Here is a 21286-nt window from a genome sequence, read left to right on the forward strand (position 1 = left end):
CCGCACCGCAATCCCTTCACCAGAGGTCCTTCCGTGCAGCTCAACTCGATCAATCTCGACGGCCGTGTCGCCGTGGTCACCGGCGGCGCCCAGGGCATCGGCCGCGAGATCGCCGACCGCTTCCTGCGCTCCGGCGCCCGGCTCGTCATCTGGGACGTCAACGGCGACGGGCTGGAGCCGGCGAAGCGCGAGCTCGCCGCCGCCACCGGCCGGGACGACATCCTCGCGATGCGCGTCGACATCGCCGATTATGCCAGCGTGCAGGCCGCGGTGGCCGGGACGGTCGAGGCGCTGGGGCGCATCGACATCCTGGTGAACAACGCCGCCATCGTCGGCCCGAACGCGCCGCTGGCGGAGTATCCGCTCGACGCCTGGCGCAGCGTGCTGGATGTCGACGTCAACGGCACCTTCCACTGCTGCCGGGCGGTGGCGCCGGTGATGATCGCCCAGAATTACGGCCGCATCGTCAACGTCGCCTCGATCGCCGGCAAAGAGGGCAACCCGAACGCGTCCGCCTACAGCTCGGCCAAGGCCGCGGTCATCGCCATGACCAAGTCGCTGGGCAAGGAGCTGGCCGGGCACGACATCGCCGTGAACTGCGTCACCCCGGCGGTCGCCCGGACGCCCGGTGCGATGGCTCAGGCGCCGGACCACATCAAGTACATGCTCAGTCGCATCCCGCGCGGGCGGTTTCTGGAGCTGGCGGAGGCCGCGGCGATGATCGCCTGGCTCGTGAGCGCCGAGAACTCCTTCACCACCGGCGCGGTGTTCGACCTGTCCGGTGGCCGGGCAACGTATTGAGCGACCGGAGTATCGGAATGTGTGAGCTCCGCCTCTTTGGCGCGGGGCTTTGAATCAGATCTCGATGTGGATCGAGTTATAACAAAGGCGGTTGCGGGGACAGGATACCACCGATACGCATATAAGCTGGCTATCGCTGTTAGCGCGTGAGGCCGGCACCCGACCTGTCAAACCCGGACCCGCAATGAAATACGATCACGCGTGCTCGCACGCACGTTGCCCGCTGCCCCACGCTTGCAATCGAGCGGTCCGAGGCCCGATATGGCCTCAGCGCCGGGACCGATGCTTCTGCCGCTGAACCCGGGTTCTCGGCCGGCATCGCAGGCATCGAAGCGGAGTCCCAGACAGGGGCGGCTCCGTATCCAAGCTCGGGGACAGCACTGTCACCGACGGGTGCTGCGCTGGTCCGGCTTCGAGCCTGTCGCTTCGCCGGCACTGGCCGCCTCCGTTCCGTTCGGGAAGGTCGAGCGGACGAGTTCCCAGGCCACTTCCAGGTGGCGCCTCATCGCCTGTTCGGCCGCGTCCGGGTCCCTGCCGACGATGGCTTCGAACACCGCGGCGTGGCCGGCGAAGTTCAGCCGGTCGATGTCGGCGGCGCGCGGCATTTCGCACCAGTGCCGGATAAGCCATTCCACGTAGGCCTTGTGCAGCACCGGATAGATCGGATTGCGCGGGATCCGGTAGAGCACGGCGTGAAAGGCGACATCGGTGTCGTAGAAGGCCTCGCCGTCACCGACGGCCGCACGATTCCGCTCAAGGGCTGCTCCCAGTGCCTCGATGTCCTGCTTCCGCGCATTCCGGGCGGCGGCGCGCGCAAGCCCGCTCTCAATGAAGATGCGCGTCTCGAACAGGTTGCGGACGCCGGTTTCATCGCCAAGCAGGTGCTTGACGAACTGGCCGATCGTGTCGAGAGCTCGGTCGTAGTCCGGCTTCCGGACCACCGGGCGGAAGCCCGGCCGGGTATGGAGCAGGCCGCGATTGGCGAGGCTGGCGATCGCCTCGCGTACCACGGTCCGGCTGACCCTATAGCGCTGCATCAGGTCGCGTTCGGGCGGTAGCCGGTCACCATCCTCGAATTCGCCGGCCGCGATCAGGGCGGCGAGCCGTTCGGCGAGCGCATCCGAGGCGCGGCCGAGCTGCCGCTGCACCACACCCGGTTCGGTCAGCACATTGTTCATGGACACACCCCGGACGCCGGTCATTTGCTCCTTTTGGAATGAGCGAACCGCACCTAGAAGTCAAGTTTGATCGGACCAAACTTGGCCACGATCGACGGAGCCACTCCATCTTTCGGCAGATGCCTTGACAGGACGTCGCTGTTCGGGCTTGCTTTGGTTCATCCAAATGGAACCGGACGTGGACAACGAACGATCGTCCGGACCTGCCGTCGGGCCATGGTTCCGATCACGCAGGACGGTTCGAGGATGGCGTGCGGGCACACCGCAGGCACACAGGGAGGAAACGAGATGAAGAGACGCATTGTCCTGGCGCTTCTGGCCGGCGCTGCGCCGCTGGCGTTCGGCTTCGGCCAAGCGCTCGCCCAGGATCTGCCCAAGCTCGCGGTCAAGGAGAAGTACAAGGTCGGGTTCGCCCAGACGGAGAGCAACAACCCTTGGCGCATCGCGCAGACGGAAAGCATGAAGTCGGAGGCGGCGAAGCTCGGCCACCAGCTCGTCTACACCGATGCCGCCGGCTCGGCCGCCAAGCAGGTCGCCGACGTCAACAGCATGATCGCGCAGGGCGTCGACCTGATCTTCCTGGCGCCGCGCGAGGAGAAGCCGCTGATCCCGGCGGTGATGGCCGCCAAGCGGGCTGGCATCCCGGTCATCCTCCTCGACCGCAGCGTCGATCCGTCCCTGGCCCAGCCGGGCCGCGACTATCTCACCTTCATCGGCTCGGACTTCGTCGAGGAGGGGCGCCGCGCCGCCGAGGCGCTGGACAAGGCGATGAACGGCAAAGCCGAGATCATCCAGCTCGAAGGGACTGTCGGCGCCTCGCCGGCCAATGACCGGCGCAAGGGCTTCGAGGACTACATCAAGGACCGGCCCGGCATGAAGATCATCGCCTCGCAATCCGGCGATTTCGCGCGCGACAAGGGCCGCCAGGTGGCGGAGACGCTGCTGCAGGCCCATCCGGATGCGACCGCCATCTACGCGCACAATGACGAGATGGCGATCGGTGCGATCGCGGCGCTGGAAGCCGCCGGCAAGGCGCCGGGCAAGGATGTGGTGATCGTGTCGGTCGACGGCACGCGCGACGCCCTGCAGGCGATTATCGACGGCAAGATGCTGGCGACGGTCGAGTGCAACCCGAAATTCGGGCCGAAGGCCTTCGAGGTCCTGACGCGCTATGCCAAGGGCGAGACCATTCCGCCGAAGGTGATCAACGAGGACCGTTTCTTCGACAAAGCGAACGCCGCGCAACTGATTTCCGAAGCCTACTGACCGCAAAAGCAGAGGCCGGTGCCGACCCCATGGCGGGCAGCCCTCATGGGGCCGGCGAGCGGCCAGAAAGCGGCAGAACGAGATGACACTCCCCTCGACCGAGCAGTCCATCGCGGCGGCGCCGTTGCTCGCCATGCGCGGCATCGACAAGCGTTTCGCCGGCATCGCCGCGCTGGCCGGCGCCTCGCTCGAGGTCGGCCGGGGCGAGGTGCACGCGCTCATCGGCCAGAACGGCGCCGGCAAATCGACGCTGATCAAGGTGCTCACCGGCTATTATAAGCGGGATAGCGGCGAGACCCTGTTCGAGGGAGCGCCGGTCGAATTCGCCTCTCCCCAGGCTGCCCAGGCCGCCGGGATCAGCACCATCTACCAGGAGATCAACCTCGTCCCGTATCGCTCGGTGACCGAGAACATCTGCCTCGGCCGGGAGCGGCGGCGGTTTGGGCTGCTCGACTGGCCCGCGATGCACCGGGAGGCGGAGGCGCTGCTGGCGCGCTTCAAGGTGGATGTCGACGTCCGTCGGCCCCTGATGTCCTGCAATACGGCGACGCAGCAGATGGTGGCGATCGCCCGCGCCATCGGCTTCGACGCCCGTCTGGTCGTCATGGACGAGCCGACCTCCTCGCTGGACGACCAGGAGGTCGCGACCCTGTTCGAGGTCATCCGCCAGCTGAAGCGCGAGGACGTGTCCGTCATCTTCGTCAGCCACAAGCTGGATGAGCTGTATGCCGTCTGCGACCGCGTGACGGTGATGCGCGACGGCCAGACGGTGCGGACCGGGCCGCTTGGGGAGATGAGCAGGCTCGCTCTCGTCACCACCATGCTGGGCCGCGAGATGGCCGAGGTGGCGCGCGAGGGCGCAACCGCCTTCGGCGCGGACACCGCCAGCGGCAAGGCAGGAGAGCGCCTGCTCACGGTCGAGCATCTGGCGGTCGGGCGTCGCGTCCGCGACGTGAGCATCGACGTGCGCGCCGGCGAGATCGTGGGTCTCGCGGGCCTCCTCGGCTCCGGGCGGTCGGAAACGGCGCGCGTCGTCTTCGGCGCCGATCGCGCCGATGCGGGCACGATCTCCGTCGCCGGGGCCGCGGGTCCGATCGCAGGGCCGGCCGACGCGATCCGCGCCGGCATGGGCTTCTGCCCGGAGGATCGCAAGCTCGACGGCATCGTGCCGGCGATGTCGGTGCGCGAGAACCTCACCCTCGCTCTGATGCCGCATCTGTCGAAGGGCGGCGTTCTCGACGAGGTGCGCCAGCGCGAGATCGTGGACCGCTTCATCCGACGGCTCGGGATCAAATGTGCGAGCCCGGAGCAGCCGATCCGCGAGCTGTCCGGCGGCAACCAGCAGAAGGTTCTGCTGGCCCGCTGGCTGTGCATGAATCCGAAGCTCCTGATCCTCGACGAGCCGACGCGCGGCATCGACGTCGGCGCCAAGGCCGAGATCCAGGCCCTTATCCGCGAGCTCGCCGATGAGGGGCTCGGGGTGCTGATGATCTCGTCCGAGCTCGAGGAGGTGATCGAGGGGGCGGACCGCGCCTTCGTCCTGCGCGAAGGCCGGACGGTCGCCGAGCTCGCGCAGGAAGACCTGTCGGAGCCGGCCGTCATGGCCGCCATGGCGCACGGGCCGGCCGAAGAGGCGGCGTCATGACCGAAGCCGCCGCCACCCCGAATCCGCCGCGCACGAGGCGCCTCGACATTCCCGCGCTGCTGGTGCGCCACGGCGCCTTGGTCGCGCTGATCCTTCTCATCGTCGTCAACCTGGCGATCACGCCGAACTTCGCGACCTGGCAGACGCTGAACGTCAACCTCACCCAGGTCTGCGCCATCGTCATCGTCGGCGTGGGCATGACGCTGGTCATCGCCACGGGCGGTATCGATCTTTCGGTCGGATCGCTGATGGCGATCGCCGGCGCGCTCGCGCCGCTCATCTTCATGGGCAGGCTGGCCGCCCTGCCCCAGCCCCTGGCGATCGCCTTCGCCTTCCTGATTCCGGTCCTCGTCGCGGGCGCCTTCGGCTGGTTCAACGGCTGGCTGATCACGCGCTTCCGCATCCAGCCGATCATCGCCACCCTGGTCCTGTTCATCGCCGGCCGCGGCATCGCGCAGGTGATGACCAACGGCAATCTGCAGGTGTTCAAGGCGCCGGACTTCCAGTTCATCGGCCTCGGCCGCGTGTTCGGCATCCCGTTCCAGGCCATCCTGATGGTCGTCCTCGTCATCGCCGCGGCCTGGGCCCTGCGGCGGACGGTGTTCGGCCGCGAGATCCTCGCCGTCGGCGGCAATGAACGGGCCGCGCGGCTGGCCGGCATTCCCGCCGCGCGGGTAAAGCGGCGGGTCTACGCCATCAGCGGGCTGTGCGCGGGCGTCGCCGGCCTCATCGTCATCGCCATCAATTCGGCGAGCGACGCCAATCTCGTCGGCTTGGGCATGGAACTTGACGCCATCGCCGCGGTCGCGGTCGGCGGCACGCTGCTGACCGGCGGGCGGGCGACGGTGCTGGGCACGCTGGTCGGCGCCCTGATCATCCAGCTCGTCCGCTACACCCTGCTCGCCAACGGCGTGCCGGACGCGGCGGCGCTCCTGGTCAAGGCGGGCCTGATCGTCCTCGCCGTCTGGCTGCAGAGGCAAAGAAGCCATGGCTGAGCTTGCCATCCGCCGCCCGGCCCGGCGCTCGATCGTGCCGGCCGTTGGCCGCTACGGGGTGGTCCTCGCCCTGCTGGCGCTGATCCTGTTCGGCGCCTGGCGATACGACAACTTCCTCGGCAGCTACAACGTGCTCTCGGTGCTGCGCTACAATTCGATGTTCGCGCTCGTGGCGCTCGGCATGTGCTTCGTCATCATGACCGGCGGCATCGACCTTTCGGTCGGCTCGACCGCCGCGTTCGGCAGCGTGGTGGCGGCCCTCCTGTCGCCCTATGGCATCGTGCCGGGCCTGCTCGGCGGGATCGGGGCGGGCCTCGCGGTCGGGCTGGTCAATGCCTTTGTCATTGCCAGGCTCAACATCCTGCCCTTCATCGCGACGCTGGCCACCATGCTCGGCGCGAGCGGGGCGGCGTTGCTGCTCGCCGGCAACCAATCGGTGTCGGTGTCCTACGACACGAGCTTCATCGAGCTCGGCCAGGGCGACCTGTTCGGCTTTCCCACCCCGGCCTGGATCGCCATCCTGGCCTATGCCGCCGGTGCGATTATCCTCAACTTCACCGCCCATGGCCGCTACGTGCTGGCGGTCGGCGGCGCCGAGGACGCGACCCGTCTCATGGGCCTGCCGGTGCGGCGGGTGAAGCTGCTCGTCTACACCGCCAGCGGCGGGCTCGCGGGCCTTGCCGGGGTGGTCCTGGCGGCCCAGTTCGGCGCTGGCCAGCCGATCGAGGGGGCCGGCTGGGAGCTCTTCGCCATCGCCTCGGTGGTGGTCGGGGGCACGCTGCTGACCGGCGGCGTCGGCTCGGTCGGGGCGACGCTCGCTGGCGTGCTGCTGCTCGGCCTGATCTTCAACATCCTGAACTTCGAGAACGGCCTCGGCTGGATCAGCCTCTCCGCCTATTGGCAGTCGGTGATCCGGGGCGCGTTCCTGCTTCTCGTCGTCATCATCCAGTCGCGCCTCGTCGCGCGAGGAGACGACGCGCTCTGACCTTCCTGCAGCATGTAAGGATACAGCCATGGCCAAGCTCGCGGCGATCGAGCCCGGCTTCTACCGCATCCCGCTTTCGACGGTGCTCACCGACAGCATGCATGGCGAGATGCGCGCCTTCGAGCTCAACACCGTGCGCCTCCGCGATGCCGACGGGGCCGAAGGAGTCGGGTACACCTATACGGTGGGTCGGAACGGGGCAGCGATCGACGCCATCCTGACCCGCGAGATGCCGGAGATCTTCGCGGGCGAAGAGGCCGACCATATCGAACGGCTTTGGCAGAAGGCTTGGTGGGCGCTGCATTATGGCGGCCGCGGCGGGCCGACCGTCCTCGCCATCTCCGCCTTCGACATGGCGTTGTGGGACCTCAAAGCCCGGCGCGCCGGCCTGCCTCTCTGGAATTTCCTCGGCGGGTTCGATCCGAAGGTGCCGTGCTATGCCGGCGGCATCGATCTCGACCTGCCCCTGGACGACCTCCTGCGCCAGACCGACGGCAATCTCGCCAAGGGCTTCCGCGCCATCAAGATGAAGGTCGGCCGCGAGCGTCTCGGCGAGGATGTGGCCCGGGTGAAGGCGATGCGCGCGCATCTGGGAGAGGAGTTCCCCCTGATGGTCGACGCCAACATGAAATGGACGGTGGACCAGGCGATCCGCGCTGCCCGGGCCCTGCAGCCCTATGATCTGACCTGGATCGAGGAGCCGACCATCCCGGACGATCCGGCCGGCCACGCCCGCATCGTGCGCGACGGCGGGGTGCCGATCGCGGCCGGGGAGAACCTCCGCACGTTATGGGAGTTCAAGCAGTACATCGCCGCCGAAGCCGTGACCTATCCCGAGCCGGACGTGACCAATTGCGGCGGCGTCACGCCCTTCATGAAGATCGCCCGGCTGGCCGAGGCCTTCAACCTTCCGGTGACGACGCACGGCGCGCATGACGTGACTGTGCATCTGCTCGCCGCCTGCCCGAATCGCAGCTTCCTCGAAGCCCACGGCTTCGGGCTCGAGCGCTACATTGCCGAACCATTGCGGGTCGAGGAGGGCTTCGCCATCGCGCCGGACCGGCCGGGACACGGCATCGCCTTCGACTGGGCGGGGCTGGACAAGATCAGAGCCTGACCGAACGATGACCGAGCGTTTCGACTATATCGTCGTCGGGGGCGGTTCCTCCGGCTGCGTCGCCGCGGCCCGCCTCGTCAAGGAGGCCGGCGCCCGCGTGCTCCTGCTCGAGGCCGGCCACTCCCACCGGCACCCCCTGCTCGACATGCCGCCGGGCATCTTCAAGATGATCAACGGCAGCAAGTTCATGCGCTATCACCGCACGGTGCCGCAGGAGCATCTGAACGGCCGGATGCATGACATCCCCCAGGCGAATGTGCTCGGGGGCGGCTCGTCGGTGAACGCCCAGGTCTATATGCGCGGCCGGCCGTCGGACTATGACGCGTGGCACCAGCTGCTGCGCGGCGACAACGATTATCCGGGCTGGACCTGGGCGGACGTGCTGCCCCACTTCCGCGGCATGGAGGGCAACAACCGGCTCAACGACGAGCGGCACGGCGCGGACGGGCCGCTGCTGGTGTCGGATCCCGGCCATATCAACGATGTCTCGCGCTGGTTCGTGCAGAGCGTGCAGGCGCTCGGCGAGCCCTTCAACCACGACTTCAACGGGCCGGGCCAGCGGGGCGTCGGCTTCTACCAGTTCATGAACCGCCGCGGAAAGCGCAGCAGCGCGGCCTATGCCTTCATCGCGCCACTGCAAGGCGACCCCAGGTTGGCGGTCCGGCTGAACGCACGGGTCCGGCGCATCGAGATCGCCGCGGGCCGGGCGGCCGGGGTGACCTATCGCGATGCCGCGGGCCGGGAGCAGACAGCCTTCGCGGAAGCCGAGGTGATCGTCGCGGCCGGTGCGCTGGTCACGCCGCAGCTGCTGATGCTGTCGGGCATCGGGCCGGCCGACCAGTTGCGGGAGCACGGGATCGACTGCATCGTCGACCTGCCGGGTGTCGGCGAGAACCTGATCGACCATCCGGAGGTGCCGATCGTCGCCATGGCCAACGGGCCTCACGGCTACCACAAGCAGAGCGTCGGCTGGCGCATGCTGTTGAACGGCCTGCAGTTCAAGCTGTTCGGCACCGGGCCGATCACCTCGGCTGGGGTGGAGGCCGGCGCCTTCGTGAACCCAACCGATCCAGGGGCCGAACCGACCATCCAGGCCTTCTGCGTACCCATTGTCTATGTCGACCGGGACACGCTCGGCCTGGTCGAGGACACTTACGGGCTCACCGTGACGACCGTGGTGGTGAAGCCGCGGTCGCGCGGCTTCGTGCGGCTGGCCTCGGCGAATCCGGCCGACATGCCCCTCGTCTCGCCCAATCTGCTGAAGGATCCCGCCGATGCCCGTGCCATGATCGAGGGCCAGCGCTTCTTTCTGCGTGCTTTCCAGACGCGGCCGCTGTCGGATCACATCGCGCGGGTGGCCATTCCCGACCCCAGGGATCTCAGCGACGAAGCCGTCATGGAGCACTGCCGGCGCTTCGTGAAGACGAACTATCATCCCAGCGGGACCTGCCGGATGGGGCCGACCGGCGACCGGCTGGCCGTTCTCGACCCACGGCTGCGTGTCCGCGGCATCGAAGGCCTGCGTGTCTGCGACCTCTCGGCGATGCCGAACATCAATGCCGGCAACACGAACGCACCGGCGCTGATGATGGGAAGCCGATGCGCCGAGTTCATCATGGCCGGGCAGAAGCAGTGAGATCCGGAGCACCGCTGCTGAGTTCGAGGAACCGTTCCGACTGCCGGTCTACAAGGCCCGCTCCGTTCCCGCGTCGAACACGGAGGCCCGGTTCAGGTTGATCTCGAGCCCGATGGTTTCGCCTGCGGAGCCGACGTCATGGGCTTGCAGCTCCGCCATGGCCTGCGCGGCGCCCAGGCGGAAGGTCGCGAAGGTCCGGGAACCGGTTGGCTGGAGCAATTCGATGGTCGCGTCGATCCGGATCGCGCCCGGCGCGGCCCCCTCGTCCCGCGCTCGCACCACATGCTCCGGCCGAAGCCCGAGCAGCACGCGGGTCCCGGCCTCTGTCACATCCGAAAGGCGACCCGCCGGCAAAGGCAGCGGAACCTCCCGGCCGTCCACCAGGATGCCGGCCTTGCCGTCTGCACGTGTCACGCTGCCGGGCAGGAAGCTCATCCTCGGCGAACCGAGGAACCCCGCGACGAAGAGCGAGACCGGCCGTTCGAACAGCTCGGCCGGCGACCCCATCTGCTCGATCCGGCCGTCGCGCATGAGAACGATCCTGTCGGCCAGCGTCATCGCCTCGATCTGGTCGTGGGTGACATAGATCATCGTCGTGGCGATGTCCTGGTGCAGGCGCTTGATCTCGCCGCGCATCTCGTCGCGCAGCTGCGCGTCGAGATTGGATAATGGCTCGTCGAACAGGAAGATCTGCGGCTCGCGCACGATGGCGCGGCCGATGGCGACGCGCTGCCGCTGGCCGCCCGACAATTGCCGCGGATAGCGGCCGAGCAGCGGCGTGATGCCGAGCATCCCGGCAACCCGGCCGACGCGCCGGCCGATCTCATCCGCCGGCATCTTCCGCGCCCGCAGCCCGAACCCGATGTTCCGCTCGACCGTCAGATGCGGATACAGGGCGTAGTCCTGGAACACCATGGCCACGTCGCGGTCGCGCGGCCGCATGTCGTTGACCACCTCGCCGCCGATCTCGATGGTGCCCTCGCTGATGCCCTCCAGCCCGGCGATGGTCCGCAGCAGGGTGCTCTTGCCGCAGCCGGAGGGGCCGACCAGCACCGTGAACTCGCCGTCGGCGATCTCGAGGTCGATGCCCTGAACGGCATGGAACGGGCCGAAGCGCTTGTGCAGCCCGCTGATCTTGACGTCGGCCATCGGCGAGCCCCTTTCATCCACGCACGGCGCCGAGCGTCAGCCCGCGCACCAGATGCCGCTGCGCCAGCACGCCGAGCGCGATCGACGGCGCGAGAGAGACGATGGCGAGGGCGCTCGCCTCGCCGTACTGGGCACCCTGGAACCCGAGAAAGGCCCGGAACACCGTCGGCAGCGTGAAGGCCGAGCGGCTGGTCAGGACCAGGGCGAAGAAGAACTCGGTCCAGCAGGCGATGAAGGCGAAGACCGCGGCGGCGACGATGCCGGGCGCCGCCAGCGGCACCGCGACCTGCCAGAAGGCCTGCCACTGCGTGCAGCCGTCGACCAGCGCCGCATCCTCCATCGAACGCGGCATGCTGCGGAAATAGGCCAGCATCATCCAGACCGACACCGGCAGGGTGAAGACGGTATAGGCGATGATCAGGCCGAGCCGCGTGTCGTGCAGGCCCACGCTGCGGTAGATCAGGAAGATCGGCAGCACCACGGCGATCGGCGGCAGGAAGCGCTGCGACAGGATCCAGAAGGACAGGTGCTTCCCGCCGGTGTTGAAGCGGGCGAGGCTGTAGGCCATCGACGTGCCGACCAGAACCGACAGGACCGTCGCCGCCAGCGACACGACCAGGCTGTTGACGATGCCCTGCAGCCCGCGATAGGCGAACAGCGCGGCCGTGTAGTGCACCGTGGTCGGCTCCGCCGGGAACCACACCGGCGGAATGGCCAGGTAGTCGTCGCTCGGCTTGATCGAGGTGACGAACATCCAGTAGATCGGCGCCAGCACGAAGAGCATGAACAGGCCGAGGAACACGAAGCGGCCGATCGCCGGCCGGCGGCGTCGCCTGCGGGGAATGGCACGCCGCGTCGTCAGGGTCTGCGTCATCAGGCCGGCTCCGATTTCACCAGGCGCTTCACCAGAAGCCCGACCAGCAGGGCGGTCAGGATCAGGAGGATCCAGCTTCCCGCCGTCGCCTGCGACAGGTGGAACTGGGTGAAGCCGACGGTGTAGAGGTAGAAGGAGCTGGTGTAGGTCTTCGTGCCCGGCCCGCCCGCGGTCATGATGAAGATGGTGTCGAACAGGCGCACCGCGTCGAGCAGGCGGAAGGTGATCGCCAGCATGATGATCGGGGCGATCTGCGGCAGCGTGATCAGCCGGAATGCCTGCCAGCCGTCGACGCCGTCGAGCTCGGCCGCCTCATAGAGGTTGGGCGGGATCGCCGTGAGCCCCGCAAGCAGGATCACGAACATGAACGGCGTCCATTGCCACACATCGGCGAGGATCAGGGCGAAGTAGAGCCACGGGCTCTCGGTCAGCCAGCCGATCGTCACCTCACGCCCGAGGAGCTCGCCGAGCAGGTAGTTCATCGGCCCGAAGGGGCGCTGCAGCAGCAGGGCCCAGGCCTGGCCGACGATCACCGGGCTGATGAACAGCGGGATGATCAGGACGGACATGACCAGGCCGCGGCCCGGGAAGCTGCGGACCATCGCCAGCGCCAGCGCCAGGCCCAGCACCAGCTCGATGGCGACGTTCGCCGCCGACAGCAGGATCGTCAGGACCAGCGACCACCGCGCCACCGGATCGAAGACCACCATCGAGAAGTTCTTCAGGCCGACGAAGGCGTGCCCGGGGATCTGGAAGTCATAATTGACGAAGGACACCCAGAGCGAGAAGACCAGCGGATAGATCGACAGGGACAGGATCAGCAGCACCGCCGGGACGACGAGCAGCCATTTGAAGTGGCGGTCGCTCCATTCGGACAAGCCGGCTCGTCGGCGCGGCAGGCGCCGGGGCGGAGCGATCGAGGTGGCGTCGGTCGTCATGCGGCTGTCCGTGGATGATGCAGGATGGCGGCGGCGAAGCCGAGGCCCGCCGCCGCCCGCGCCGTCACAGCTTCACGGCCATCCCGAGCGCCTCGACCGTGTGGTCGGCCGAGGAGCCGGGCAGCTTCTTGTATTCCGCGTAGAACGCCTTCTGGCTGTCGGTGCCCAGGCGCTCGGTCGTCTGGTCCCACTCCGCCGCCGCGGTCTCGAGCGCGGCCTTGGGATCGGTGCCGGCCCAGACCGAGGAGCACATCCGATCCAGGCTGAGCGCGTAGTCCTGCCAGCCGGGCATGATCATGTCGAGCAACCCGACATTGGCCGAGTTGCAGAGGTTGGCAAGGTAGTCCTTCGCATCCGGCCAGAGGGCGCCGTACAGCTCCGACTTGTAGTGCGACAGCCGGTAGGGATCCCGCAGCGCATAGGGCAGCATGGTGCGGGCCAGCGACACCGGCGGGGAGGTCGCCCATTGCATGAACAGGTAGGCGGCCTCCGGATTCTCGGAATCGGCGGCGAGCGCCTTGCTGTAGCCGGTCGCATGCTCCGGATTGCCCGGCACGACGGCGTAGCCGACCTTGCCGGCGATGGTGGAGCGCGGGATGAAGTTGATGGCGGCATCGCTCTGCGAATAGTTCGCCGCCATCCGGCCGCTGGGCGGCCAGGAATAGATCATCGCCACCTTGCCCTGCAGGAAGGCGGCCCAGAGCGACACGGCATCCAGCTCGTTGTTGCCGGGGATCGACGCCTTGTTGGCGGCGATCATGTTCTCCAGCGTCTTGATGCCGGCGGCCGAGGCCAGCCCGGCCTTCATGTCGCCGTCGAACAGCTCGCCCCGGTTCGCCCGGAACTGCTGCAGGAAGTCGTACTGGTTGCCCGGACTGCCGGCCTTGCGGAAGTGTCCCGCCCCATAGAGGTTGGGCGCCATCTGGTCGGTGATGAACTGGGCGACCTGGGCATAGTCCTCCCAGGTTTTCGGGACCGCCAGCGGCTTGCCGAACTTCTGGCTGTAGGCGTCCTTGAGCTTCGGATCGTCGAAGACATCCTTGCGGTAGTAGAGGGCGAACATGTCGCCGTCGTCGAACACGCCCCAGATCTTGCCCTTGTAGGTGGGCAACGCCTTGAACAGGGGGTGATAATCGTCGAAATCCGCCTTGTTCATGTGCTTGGCGATATAGTCGTCGAGCGGCGCGATGACGCCGCCATCGGCGAGCGACGGGGTCCAGGCTGGCTCGATGTCGAGGATGTCGTAGGCCCCGGACCCGGCGATGTGCTCGGCGACGGGCTTCGAGTACTGGTCGGGATGCGACAGCTCGACCACATTCGACTTCATCCCGGTCAGCTGTTCCCACAGCGGCCCGGAGAAATGCCGCGGGTCGAGCGCCTGAAGCCCGGACTCGTAGGTCATGGTCAGGGTCACGTCCGGGAACTGCTTGGCGGCCTGCACGGCGCGATAGGCCGAACCATCCGCCGGCCCCTCCGTGGAGGCCTTGAGGGCCGCCGCCTGGGCCTGGCCGAGCGGCGTCGACGGATCCGCCAGCTGGGCGGCCGCCTGGGCCAGGGCCGAGCGGCTGATCGAGGCCAGCAGCGGCCCGGACACGGCCAGCATCCCGGTCATCTGTCCGAATCTCTTGATGAAGCTGCGCCGGGTGGGCTCGCCCCGCAGCCAGGCGTCGACGTCGGCTGCCAGGCCGGCTTCGAATTCGCGTCTCGTCCGATCGTTCATGCTCGCCAGTCCTCCCTGGATCCACCGGTCGTCAGCGCCGGCTGCTTTCCATCGATCTCTCCCCTTTTGGAGGGGAGCGTCGTCCTCAAGGTCCCGCGCCGAAGCGCCGGCCGAATTCCGCCAGCCTTTCGCGCCAGCGGGGCGCGTCGAGCACAGCGCGGTTGACCACGCCCCGCGGCACCCGCCCCCGCTGCACCTCCAGCACGGCGCGGACATCCGCGGCGCCGTTGCCGGCGAAGCACTGGTCGGTCCAGCACAGGGCGTGCGGTGTCAGGATGGCGTTGTCGAGCTTGAGGATCGGGTCGTCCGGGTCCGGCGGCTCCTGCTCCAGCACGTCGAGCCCGGCGCCGGCGATCCGCCGTGCCTGCAGGGCCTGCGTCAGCGCTGCCTGGTCCACGATCGGCCCGCGCGCGGTGTTGATCACATAGGCCGTCGGCTTCATCAGCGCGATCCGGTCGGCATTGACGAGATGATGGGTCTGCGGGGTCAGGGGACAGCTGACCGAGAGGATGTCGGCGCGGCGGAACACGTCGTCGAGCCCGACGAGCTCGATGCCCAGCTCCGCCGCCACGGCCGGATCCGCCGCGGGGTCATGGGCGATGAATGTCATGTCGAACGGCCTGGCCATCCGGAACATCTCGGCGCCGATATTGCCGATCCCGAGCGAGCCGAGCGTGCGCCCGACGAGGCCCATGCCCATGTGTTCGGACCGCCTGGCGAAGCCGGCCGCGGCCTCGCGCGTCAGCCGGTCCTTGACCAGCAGCTTGCCGGTGAGCGCCAGCATGAGCGTGATGATCGACACCGCGACCGGCCGGCGCACCCCGTCCGGCGTGATCACGAGCGCGATGCCGGCCCGGGTGCAGGCGTCCACATCCACCGTGTCGTAGCCGACGCCGAAGCGGGCGACGACGGCGAGGCGGCCGCTCCTGGGCACGCTTTCCGCGGTGAAGCGGTGGGTCAGCAGGATCAGCGCGTCGACATCCTCCAGATGCTCCGCGCGCAACGGGTCGGCGACGTCCAGGAACAGCATCTCGACCCCGGGCGCCGAGCGAAGCGGCGCGAGATCGAAGTCCGGATAGGTCGGCGTTCCGTCGGGCTTGCGGAAATCGCCCGACAGCGCGACGCGGAACGGTCCGGCCATCGCCCTAGCCCCGCCCGGTCTTCGCGCCTTCACGCAGACGCGTGATCGCATCCGCCAGCGCATCGTGCAGCACCCAGACATCGCCCGAGTAGCAGATGAAGTCGAAGCCCGCGGCGTTGAGCTCGATGCCCTGCGCGACCGTCGGCACCAGGCGGCCCAGCGCCTTCTTGTGCTTCTCGCAGGCCGCGATGGTCCGGTCGATGGCGTTCCTGAAGTCGGGATGGTCGAACTGGCCCGGGATGCCGAGCGAGACGGACAGGTCGAAATGCCCCACCCAGAGCGCATCGACGCCCTCGGTGGCGGCGATCTCCTCCGCATTCTTCACGCCGTCCGCCGTCTCGATCTGGCAGAACAGGGTGGAGCGCCGGTTCGCGGCGGCGAACTTCTCGGTCACGGCACCGGGCCTGTACCGGTCATGCGCGACCTGGAGGGCGACGCCCCGCCCGCCGGCCGGATGGTACTTCATCGACCGCACGATCTCGCGCGCCTCGGCGGCCGACCCGACCATCGGCAGCATCAGCCCTTCTGCCCCCATGTCCATTGCCCGGGCGATGTGGTGGTATTCGCGCGACGGGACCCGCACGATCGCCGGCAGTTGCGCGGCCTCGAAGTAGCGCATCGCGCTTTTGACGGTCTCGAAGTGGAAGCCTGAGTGCTCGAGGTCGAACAGCACGAAGTCGCAGCCCGCCGACTTCAAGATGTGCCCGATGCCGGGCGTTGCGAATTCGACGATGAAGTGCCCGAACTTCGGCGCCTTGGTGCCGGCCATGGTCCTGAGGTCTTCGTATGCCACTCCGGTTCCTCCCGTTGCTTCGCCCGGCCTGACGGTCCTGGGCGGCGTTTTTCGAAACCTCTACAGCGCCCCCTCGCAGACGAGTTCGCCAACCGTCACCGATTTGTCGACCACGTAGCCGGCGCTTGCGGCGTCGAACCTGACGTAGTGCCGGGACGCGACATGCGCGTCGAAGGCGGCGCGATCGTCATAGATCTCGTAGAGCAGGACGGCATCGGGATCGCCCGCGGGCTCGATCACGTCGAAACGACGGCACCCGGCCTCGTCGCGTGTCGATGTCTTGGCGTTCTCGTCCACCAGCGGCCGGAAATCGCCACGGGACCCGCTCTTCAAGCGAAACTCGACCAGCACGACATAGCCCCCCATCACTCCCCCCCGACGATTTCGTTGTAGCGGCGGGCGACATAGTTGAGATGCTCGTGCATCGCCCGTTCGGCGCGATCGGGATCGCGGGCGGTCACGGCCTCGAAGATCGCCCGGTGCGCCTCGTAGGCGATCTCGTAGCCGCCGGCCCTCAGCGTGGTCTTGCGCTGCTCCAGCAGCCACTCGACCAGCCCTTCGTGGATGGCGATGAAGATCGGATTGCGCGGGATCACCGCCAGCACGTAGTGGAAGCCGACATCGGTCTCCTGGAAGCGCTTGAGGTCGCCGATCGCCTCCCGGTTGGCGGCGAGCGCGGCTTCGAGATCCGACAGGTCCTCCTTGGTGGCGTGCGACGCGGCGTAGCGGGCAAGGCCGGTTTCGAAGAAGCTGCGCGCGCTCTGGAAATTCTGCACCCCGCCCGGTGCGGCGAGCATGTGCCGCGTCGTGCCGGACAAGGCGCTGATCACGAATTGCGGCGTCGGCTGCGTCACCCGCGCCCGCTCCCCCGACCGGAGTTCCACCAGCCCCATCTTCCGGAGATGGAACAGCGCCTCGCGGATGGCCGGGCGGCCGACCCCGAACTGCCGCATCAGGTCGCGTTCCGATGGGAGGAGATCCGACGGCGCGTAGGAGCCGTCCTGGATCATGCGCTCCAGATGCTCCGCCACATCCTCGTACAGCTTGCGGCGACGGATCGCGACCGTGGCCATTTGGTATACCTTTGATACCAGTCTCGCGCTACGCTAGGCGCGCCGACGCGCCCTCGTCAAAGGGATTCCATGCTGCATCGCGGCGGTGGGCGAGGCTTCGCCCGTTCCGTCACTCGCTTCACCCGAACTGTCAGGAGGTCGAGCATGACTGCGGACGCATCTTCTTCCGGGCGCCTCTCCCAAGGCGGGCTCGATCTCCGGCTCGACCGCAACGGCGCCTTCGCCCGCGAGATCACTCTCGATGGGGAGGAGCTGTTCCGCGGCATCGGCTTCGTCGTGCGCGACGTCAACTGGGGGACGGCGGATCTGCCCGCGGAAGCTCTCCTGCAGCGGCAGGACGGGCGGGTGACGGCGACCGCGGGAGGTTCCGTCGACCCGGCCGCAGGCGACCTGGCCTGGACGGTCAACTGGACCGTCACCGACCGCATGGTCGAGGCCAGGGCCCGGGCCTCGTCGGCATCCGGCTTCGACACCAACCGGACCGGCTTCGTCGTGCTCCACAGCCTGGGGGCCGCCCGCGGCCGCCCGGTGGCCGTGACCCATGCGGACGGCCGGATCGAGGAGACGCGGTTCCCCGACCTGGTCTCGCCGCACCAGCCGTTCTTCGACATCGCCGCGATGGAATACGAGACCGCGGCCGGCCATCGCCTGCGCCTGGTGTTCGAGGGCGAGGTGTTCGAGACCGAGGACCAGCGCAACTGGACCGATGCCTCGTACAAGACCTATTGCCGGCCCCTCGCCCGCCCCTATCCGTACCGGATCGATCCGTCGTCGGCCGTCGAGCAGGTCGTCAGGCTCGAGATTCTGTCCCGGGCGACCGCGGCCGTACCCGCGCAGGACAGCGGGCCAGCCGTCCGGAAGACGGCACCGTTTCCCGTTCTCGGCACCAGCCTGCCGCCCGGCCCGATCGCAGTTGCACAGGCCGACACCATCCGCCCCCTTGGCCTTGGCTTCACCGCGATCGAGATCGACCCGTCCGAACCCGCCTGGCTGGAGGAGGTGCGCGCGAAGGTCTCGGCCGTGCCGGGACCGCTGCGCATCGATATCAGAGGCGGCGCCGCGGCCGGCTCCCGCGCGATCCTGGAAGGTCTGGCGCCGATCCTGATCGACCGGCCGGCCATCGGCGTTTCGCTATGGGACGCCGATGATGCGGCCGTCGCGGCGGCCCGGGAGATCCTGCCCGGCACCATCATCGGGGCGGGTACGGGGGCCTTCTTCACCGAGCTCAACCGCATGACCCGTTGGCCGGCGGGGGACTATCTGGCCTGGACGTCCAATCCCACGGTGCATGGGTCGGACGACGACACCATCGGCGAGACCACCGAGCCGCTGGAGGAGATCCTCGCCTCCGCCAAGGCCAAGCTCCCGGTCCGGCGCCTTCAGATCGGTCCGATGACGCTGGGCCTGCGCACCAACCCGAATGCCGCCTCGCCCGAAGGCCGCCGTCGCTCCGCCGCGCCGGATCCACGGCAAGGACAGGTCATCGCCGCCGCCTGGCTGGCCGGCACCGTCGCGGGCTTCCTCGACCCCGACGTCGAGACGTTGGCGTTCTTCGAACCGTCAGGGCCGAAAGGGCTGATTGCCGATGACGGTGCCTGGACACCGGCGGCGCACCTCCTGAGCCGCCTGTCGCATTGTGCGGGCCGGCCGGCATCGGCCCTGCACTGGACCGGCCATCCGCGCCTGCGCGGCCTTCTGATCGAGATGGTCGACCACGATGCGCTCTGCATCGCCCATCTTCGGAACGAGCGCATCGCCTTGGCGCTGCCCGAGGGAGGCTGGCGGAGCGCCGAGGTGCTGATGCCGAACGGCTTCGTCGAGCATCCGGTCGAGGGACTCGACATCGGTCCCTTCGCGGTCTGCTGGCTGCTCCGCCCCAAGTGACGGATCGGCCCGACAGGCAATTGTAGCGGGTTGCGATCCGGCGCCGATCCTAAGCCGCTGCGGTCGTCGCGGTGGCCTGAAGATCGAGGGCCAGTGCCTCTATGGCGGCGCGGCGGGCGGGACAGGCGCCCCCCGGTTGCTGCACCGAAAGGCTGCCGCAGGCGACACCCCAGGCAAGGCAGCTCCCGAGCGGAGCCTTGGCCAGCCAGCGATCGAGAAAACCCGCGTCGAAGGAATCGCCCGCCCCGGTGGTGTCGACGACCGGGACAGAGGGCGCCGCGATCCGCGACGCGTCCTTCCCCGCCTGCGCCACGGCGCCCTTGGCGCCGAGCTTGACGGCCACGACCGGAATCCGCGCCGCCAGGAAGGCCAGGGCGGCATCGACCGTTTCAGCGCCGGTCAGGGCCATCGCCTCATCCTCATTCGGCAGGAACAGGTCGATTCCGTCGAGCAGCCGGAGGATGTCCGGGTCGTCGATGGCCGCCTGATCCCAACTGCAATCCAGCGACACGGTCAAGCCCTGCCGACGGGCACGACGCGCCAGGTCGGGGATCTCCCTCAACGTCGCCAGTTCGGCAATGTGCATGTGCACCGCCAACCCGCTGGCCAATGCTGCGTCGAGGGTCGCCGGCTCGGCCCCGCCGGCCCGGCGGGTCAGGAAGGCGCGATCGCTGTCGACCGCCATGGCGACCGTGAGCTGCGGCCCGGCATCGGCCGCGCGGTCGAGCCAGCGCAGATCGACCCCGCTCGCGGCGAGCGGGCCATCCAGCCCCCGCCCGAAATGGTCGATCCCGATCCGGGCCGCCAGCGCCGCGGGCCGACCGAGCCCGGCGAGATGGGCGGCGGTGATGAACGCCCCGCCGCCCGGCACCAGCGTGACGTCCCGGGCGAAATGCTCCCGCCCCGGCTCCGGCATCGCGTCGAGCCCGGTGAAGACCAGATCGGAATAGAGGCGGCCGACGCAGAGGACGAAGCCTTCGGCGGGCACGGCGGTCAGGCCAGGCACAATGTCTGCTCGCTCTGGGCGTCGAAGAGATGCAGCGTGTCGTTGGCTGCGGCCAGCCGCACCTTGCGGCCGACCGGCGGCGGCCGCCGGCCCGGGGCGGTGCCGACCACGGCCGCACCAGCGGCATCGACATGCAGCAGGGTTTCCGGCCCCAGCGGCTCGACCACCGAGACCACGCCCTCGATCACGAAGGAATCGGCCGGCGCCGGGCTCTCGGCCAGGGCCAGGTCGTCAGGCCGGACACCCAGCAGGACACGGCGCCCCGGCGCGACGCCCGCGGCCGCCGCCGGCAGCGGCGCCGCCCCGCCCCCATCCAGCGCCACGGCGGTGCGCCCGTCGACCACCGCGACCTGCCCCGGCAGCAGGTTCATCGGCGGGCTGCCGATGAAGCGCGCGGTGAACACGTTGGCCGGGCGGTGGTAAAGCTCGGCCGGGCTGCCGACCTGCAGGATATGCCCGTCGCGCATCACCACGATGCGGTCGGCCAGGGTCATCGCCTCGACCTGGTCATGGGTGACGAAGACGATGGTGCTGCCCAGGCGCTGGTGCAGCTTCTTGATCTCCAGCCGCATCTGGCCGCGCAGCTGGGCGTCGAGGTTGGACAGCGGCTCGTCGAACAGGAACACCGCAGGGTCGCGCACCATGGCACGGCCGATGGCGACGCGCTGGCGCTGGCCGCCCGACAGCTCGGACGGGCGGCGGTCGAGATAGGGGGTCAGGCCCAGCAGCGTCCCCGCCTCCTCCACCTTCCGGTCCTTTTCCGCCCGCGGCAGCCGGGCGCTGCGCAGGCCGAAGCCGATGTTCCGACGCACCGTCATGTGCGGGTAGATGGCGTAGTTCTGGAACACCATGGCGATGTTCCGGTCCTTCGGCTCCAGCGTGTTGACGGCGCGGCCGCCGATGCGGATCTCGCCGCCGTCGATCTCCTCCAGCCCCGCGATCATGCGCAGTGTGGTGGACTTGCCGCAGCCGGACGGGCCGACCAGCACGACGAATTCGCCATCGGCGATGTCGAGGTCGAGGCCATGGATGACCGGGGTCTTGCCGTAGGTCTTGACGATGCGGCGCAGCGAGACGTCGGCCAT

19 protein-coding genes are annotated in these 21286 nt (G+C 68.6%); 8 read left to right on the plus strand and 11 right to left on the minus strand.

The features are described 5' to 3' along the window. Nucleotides 1-33: 33 nt before the first annotated feature. The gene (locus QFZ27_RS34625) at nucleotides 34-801 is read left to right on the plus strand and encodes an SDR family NAD(P)-dependent oxidoreductase (protein WP_429231123.1); all 768 of its coding nucleotides are present in this window, start codon (nucleotides 34-36) and stop codon (nucleotides 799-801) included. Nucleotides 802-1184: 383 nt separating this feature from the next. Here QFZ27_RS34625 and QFZ27_RS34630 read toward each other — a convergent pair whose 3' ends face one another. Continuing rightward, nucleotides 1185-1979 (minus strand): FCD domain-containing protein, encoded by a 795-nt coding sequence (locus QFZ27_RS34630; protein WP_429231125.1) that lies wholly within the window; start codon nucleotides 1977-1979, stop codon nucleotides 1185-1187. Between the two features lie 81 nt (nucleotides 1980-2060). Between QFZ27_RS34630 and QFZ27_RS34635 the strand changes: the two genes are divergently transcribed. The 6 genes from QFZ27_RS34635 to QFZ27_RS34660 all read left to right on the plus strand — a co-directional run bounded on the left by QFZ27_RS34635 (nucleotide 2061) and on the right by QFZ27_RS34660 (nucleotide 9623). Continuing rightward, nucleotides 2061-3245, plus strand: coding sequence for an ABC transporter substrate-binding protein (locus QFZ27_RS34635; RefSeq protein WP_429231127.1), 1185 nt, complete (start codon nucleotides 2061-2063; stop codon nucleotides 3243-3245). 82 nt (nucleotides 3246-3327) lie between these two features. Continuing rightward, nucleotides 3328-4890: a sugar ABC transporter ATP-binding protein gene (locus tag QFZ27_RS34640; protein WP_429231129.1), complete on the plus strand. Its 1563-nt coding sequence runs from the start codon at nucleotides 3328-3330 to the stop codon at nucleotides 4888-4890. Further along, nucleotides 4887-5885, plus strand: coding sequence for an ABC transporter permease (locus QFZ27_RS34645; protein ID WP_429231130.1), 999 nt, complete (start codon nucleotides 4887-4889; stop codon nucleotides 5883-5885). The genes QFZ27_RS34640 and QFZ27_RS34645 overlap by 4 nt, the downstream gene beginning before the upstream one ends. Beyond that, nucleotides 5878-6870, plus strand: coding sequence for an ABC transporter permease (locus QFZ27_RS34650; RefSeq protein WP_429231132.1), 993 nt, complete (start codon nucleotides 5878-5880; stop codon nucleotides 6868-6870). Before QFZ27_RS34645 ends, QFZ27_RS34650 begins: the two co-directional genes overlap by 8 nt. A 28-nt stretch (nucleotides 6871-6898) precedes the next feature. Beyond that, nucleotides 6899-7987, plus strand: coding sequence for a mandelate racemase/muconate lactonizing enzyme family protein (locus QFZ27_RS34655; protein WP_429231134.1), 1089 nt, complete (start codon nucleotides 6899-6901; stop codon nucleotides 7985-7987). Nucleotides 7988-7994: 7 nt separating this feature from the next. Continuing rightward, nucleotides 7995-9623, plus strand: coding sequence for a GMC family oxidoreductase (locus QFZ27_RS34660; RefSeq protein WP_429231135.1), 1629 nt, complete (start codon nucleotides 7995-7997; stop codon nucleotides 9621-9623). A gap of 48 nt (nucleotides 9624-9671) precedes the next feature. Here QFZ27_RS34660 and QFZ27_RS34665 read toward each other — a convergent pair whose 3' ends face one another. The 8 genes from QFZ27_RS34665 to nanR all read right to left on the minus strand — a co-directional run bounded on the left by QFZ27_RS34665 (nucleotide 9672) and on the right by nanR (nucleotide 17311). Beyond that, nucleotides 9672-10772 (minus strand): ABC transporter ATP-binding protein, encoded by a 1101-nt coding sequence (locus QFZ27_RS34665; RefSeq protein WP_429231136.1) that lies wholly within the window; start codon nucleotides 10770-10772, stop codon nucleotides 9672-9674. Nucleotides 10773-10785: 13 nt separating this feature from the next. Then, nucleotides 10786-11646 (minus strand): carbohydrate ABC transporter permease, encoded by an 861-nt coding sequence (locus QFZ27_RS34670; protein ID WP_309793879.1) that lies wholly within the window; start codon nucleotides 11644-11646, stop codon nucleotides 10786-10788. After that, nucleotides 11646-12584, minus strand: coding sequence for a carbohydrate ABC transporter permease (locus tag QFZ27_RS34675; protein ID WP_429231137.1), 939 nt, complete (start codon nucleotides 12582-12584; stop codon nucleotides 11646-11648). Before QFZ27_RS34675 ends, QFZ27_RS34670 begins: the two co-directional genes overlap by 1 nt. A gap of 64 nt (nucleotides 12585-12648) precedes the next feature. After that, on the minus strand, nucleotides 12649-14304 hold the full coding sequence (locus tag QFZ27_RS34680) for an extracellular solute-binding protein (RefSeq protein ID WP_309793877.1): 1656 nt from the start codon (nucleotides 14302-14304) through the stop codon (nucleotides 12649-12651). An 85-nt stretch (nucleotides 14305-14389) separates the two neighbouring features. Then, nucleotides 14390-15445 (minus strand): NAD(P)-dependent oxidoreductase, encoded by a 1056-nt coding sequence (locus QFZ27_RS34685; protein WP_429231139.1) that lies wholly within the window; start codon nucleotides 15443-15445, stop codon nucleotides 14390-14392. A 4-nt stretch (nucleotides 15446-15449) separates the two neighbouring features. Next, nucleotides 15450-16238 carry an HpcH/HpaI aldolase family protein gene (locus QFZ27_RS34690; RefSeq protein ID WP_429231141.1) on the minus strand — a complete coding sequence of 263 codons (789 nt, stop codon included), beginning with the start codon at nucleotides 16236-16238 and terminating at the stop codon, nucleotides 15450-15452. A gap of 60 nt (nucleotides 16239-16298) precedes the next feature. Further along, a complete protein-coding gene (locus tag QFZ27_RS34695; RefSeq protein ID WP_429231143.1) occupies nucleotides 16299-16604 on the minus strand; it encodes a putative quinol monooxygenase in 306 nt (101 codons plus the stop codon). Continuing rightward, a complete protein-coding gene (nanR, locus tag QFZ27_RS34700; RefSeq protein WP_429231145.1) occupies nucleotides 16604-17311 on the minus strand; it encodes a transcriptional regulator NanR in 708 nt (235 codons plus the stop codon). Before nanR ends, QFZ27_RS34695 begins: the two co-directional genes overlap by 1 nt. Nucleotides 17312-17455: 144 nt before the next feature. Between nanR and QFZ27_RS34705 the strand changes: the two genes are divergently transcribed. Continuing rightward, nucleotides 17456-19195 carry a D-apionate lactonase family protein gene (locus QFZ27_RS34705; RefSeq protein WP_429231147.1) on the plus strand — a complete coding sequence of 580 codons (1740 nt, stop codon included), beginning with the start codon at nucleotides 17456-17458 and terminating at the stop codon, nucleotides 19193-19195. Nucleotides 19196-19244: 49 nt separating this feature from the next. Here the strand turns inward: QFZ27_RS34705 and QFZ27_RS34710 are convergent, their stop codons facing one another. Next, nucleotides 19245-20201, minus strand: a complete 957-nt coding sequence (locus QFZ27_RS34710) for a carbohydrate kinase family protein (RefSeq protein ID WP_429231149.1) — start codon at nucleotides 20199-20201, stop codon at nucleotides 19245-19247. Beyond that, nucleotides 20189-21286 (minus strand): ABC transporter ATP-binding protein, encoded by a 1098-nt coding sequence (locus tag QFZ27_RS34715; RefSeq protein WP_429231150.1) that lies wholly within the window; start codon nucleotides 21284-21286, stop codon nucleotides 20189-20191. Before QFZ27_RS34715 ends, QFZ27_RS34710 begins: the two co-directional genes overlap by 13 nt.

Origin of the sequence: Inquilinus ginsengisoli (genome assembly GCF_050434925.1) — a bacterium.
Lineage (GTDB): Bacteria > Pseudomonadota > Alphaproteobacteria > DSM-16000 > Inquilinaceae > Inquilinus > Inquilinus ginsengisoli_B.

What these genes read in the sequence shown, in the direction of transcription:
- QFZ27_RS34650 (WP_429231132.1), top strand. Translation starts at nt 5,878, where the DNA reads ATGGCTGAGCTTGCCATCCGCCGCCCGGCCCGGCGCTCGATCGTGCCG.
- QFZ27_RS34670 (WP_309793879.1), bottom strand. Translation starts at nt 11,646, where the DNA reads ATGACGCAGACCCTGACGACGCGGCGTGCCATTCCCCGCAGGCGACGC.
- QFZ27_RS34655 (WP_429231134.1), top strand. Translation starts at nt 6,899, where the DNA reads ATGGCCAAGCTCGCGGCGATCGAGCCCGGCTTCTACCGCATCCCGCTT.
- QFZ27_RS34645 (WP_429231130.1), top strand. Translation starts at nt 4,887, where the DNA reads ATGACCGAAGCCGCCGCCACCCCGAATCCGCCGCGCACGAGGCGCCTC.
- QFZ27_RS34695 (WP_429231143.1), bottom strand. Translation starts at nt 16,604, where the DNA reads ATGGGGGGCTATGTCGTGCTGGTCGAGTTTCGCTTGAAGAGCGGGTCC.
- QFZ27_RS34640 (WP_429231129.1), top strand. Translation starts at nt 3,328, where the DNA reads ATGACACTCCCCTCGACCGAGCAGTCCATCGCGGCGGCGCCGTTGCTC.
- QFZ27_RS34675 (WP_429231137.1), bottom strand. Translation starts at nt 12,584, where the DNA reads ATGACGACCGACGCCACCTCGATCGCTCCGCCCCGGCGCCTGCCGCGC.
- QFZ27_RS34630 (WP_429231125.1), bottom strand. Translation starts at nt 1,979, where the DNA reads ATGAACAATGTGCTGACCGAACCGGGTGTGGTGCAGCGGCAGCTCGGC.
- QFZ27_RS34680 (WP_309793877.1), bottom strand. Translation starts at nt 14,304, where the DNA reads ATGAACGATCGGACGAGACGCGAATTCGAAGCCGGCCTGGCAGCCGAC.
- QFZ27_RS34660 (WP_429231135.1), top strand. Translation starts at nt 7,995, where the DNA reads ATGACCGAGCGTTTCGACTATATCGTCGTCGGGGGCGGTTCCTCCGGC.
- QFZ27_RS34715 (WP_429231150.1), bottom strand. Translation starts at nt 21,286, where the DNA reads ATGGCCGACGTCTCGCTGCGCCGCATCGTCAAGACCTACGGCAAGACC.
- QFZ27_RS34685 (WP_429231139.1), bottom strand. Translation starts at nt 15,445, where the DNA reads ATGGCCGGACCGTTCCGCGTCGCGCTGTCGGGCGATTTCCGCAAGCCC.
- nanR (WP_429231145.1), bottom strand. Translation starts at nt 17,311, where the DNA reads ATGGCCACGGTCGCGATCCGTCGCCGCAAGCTGTACGAGGATGTGGCG.
- QFZ27_RS34705 (WP_429231147.1), top strand. Translation starts at nt 17,456, where the DNA reads ATGACTGCGGACGCATCTTCTTCCGGGCGCCTCTCCCAAGGCGGGCTC.
- QFZ27_RS34665 (WP_429231136.1), bottom strand. Translation starts at nt 10,772, where the DNA reads ATGGCCGACGTCAAGATCAGCGGGCTGCACAAGCGCTTCGGCCCGTTC.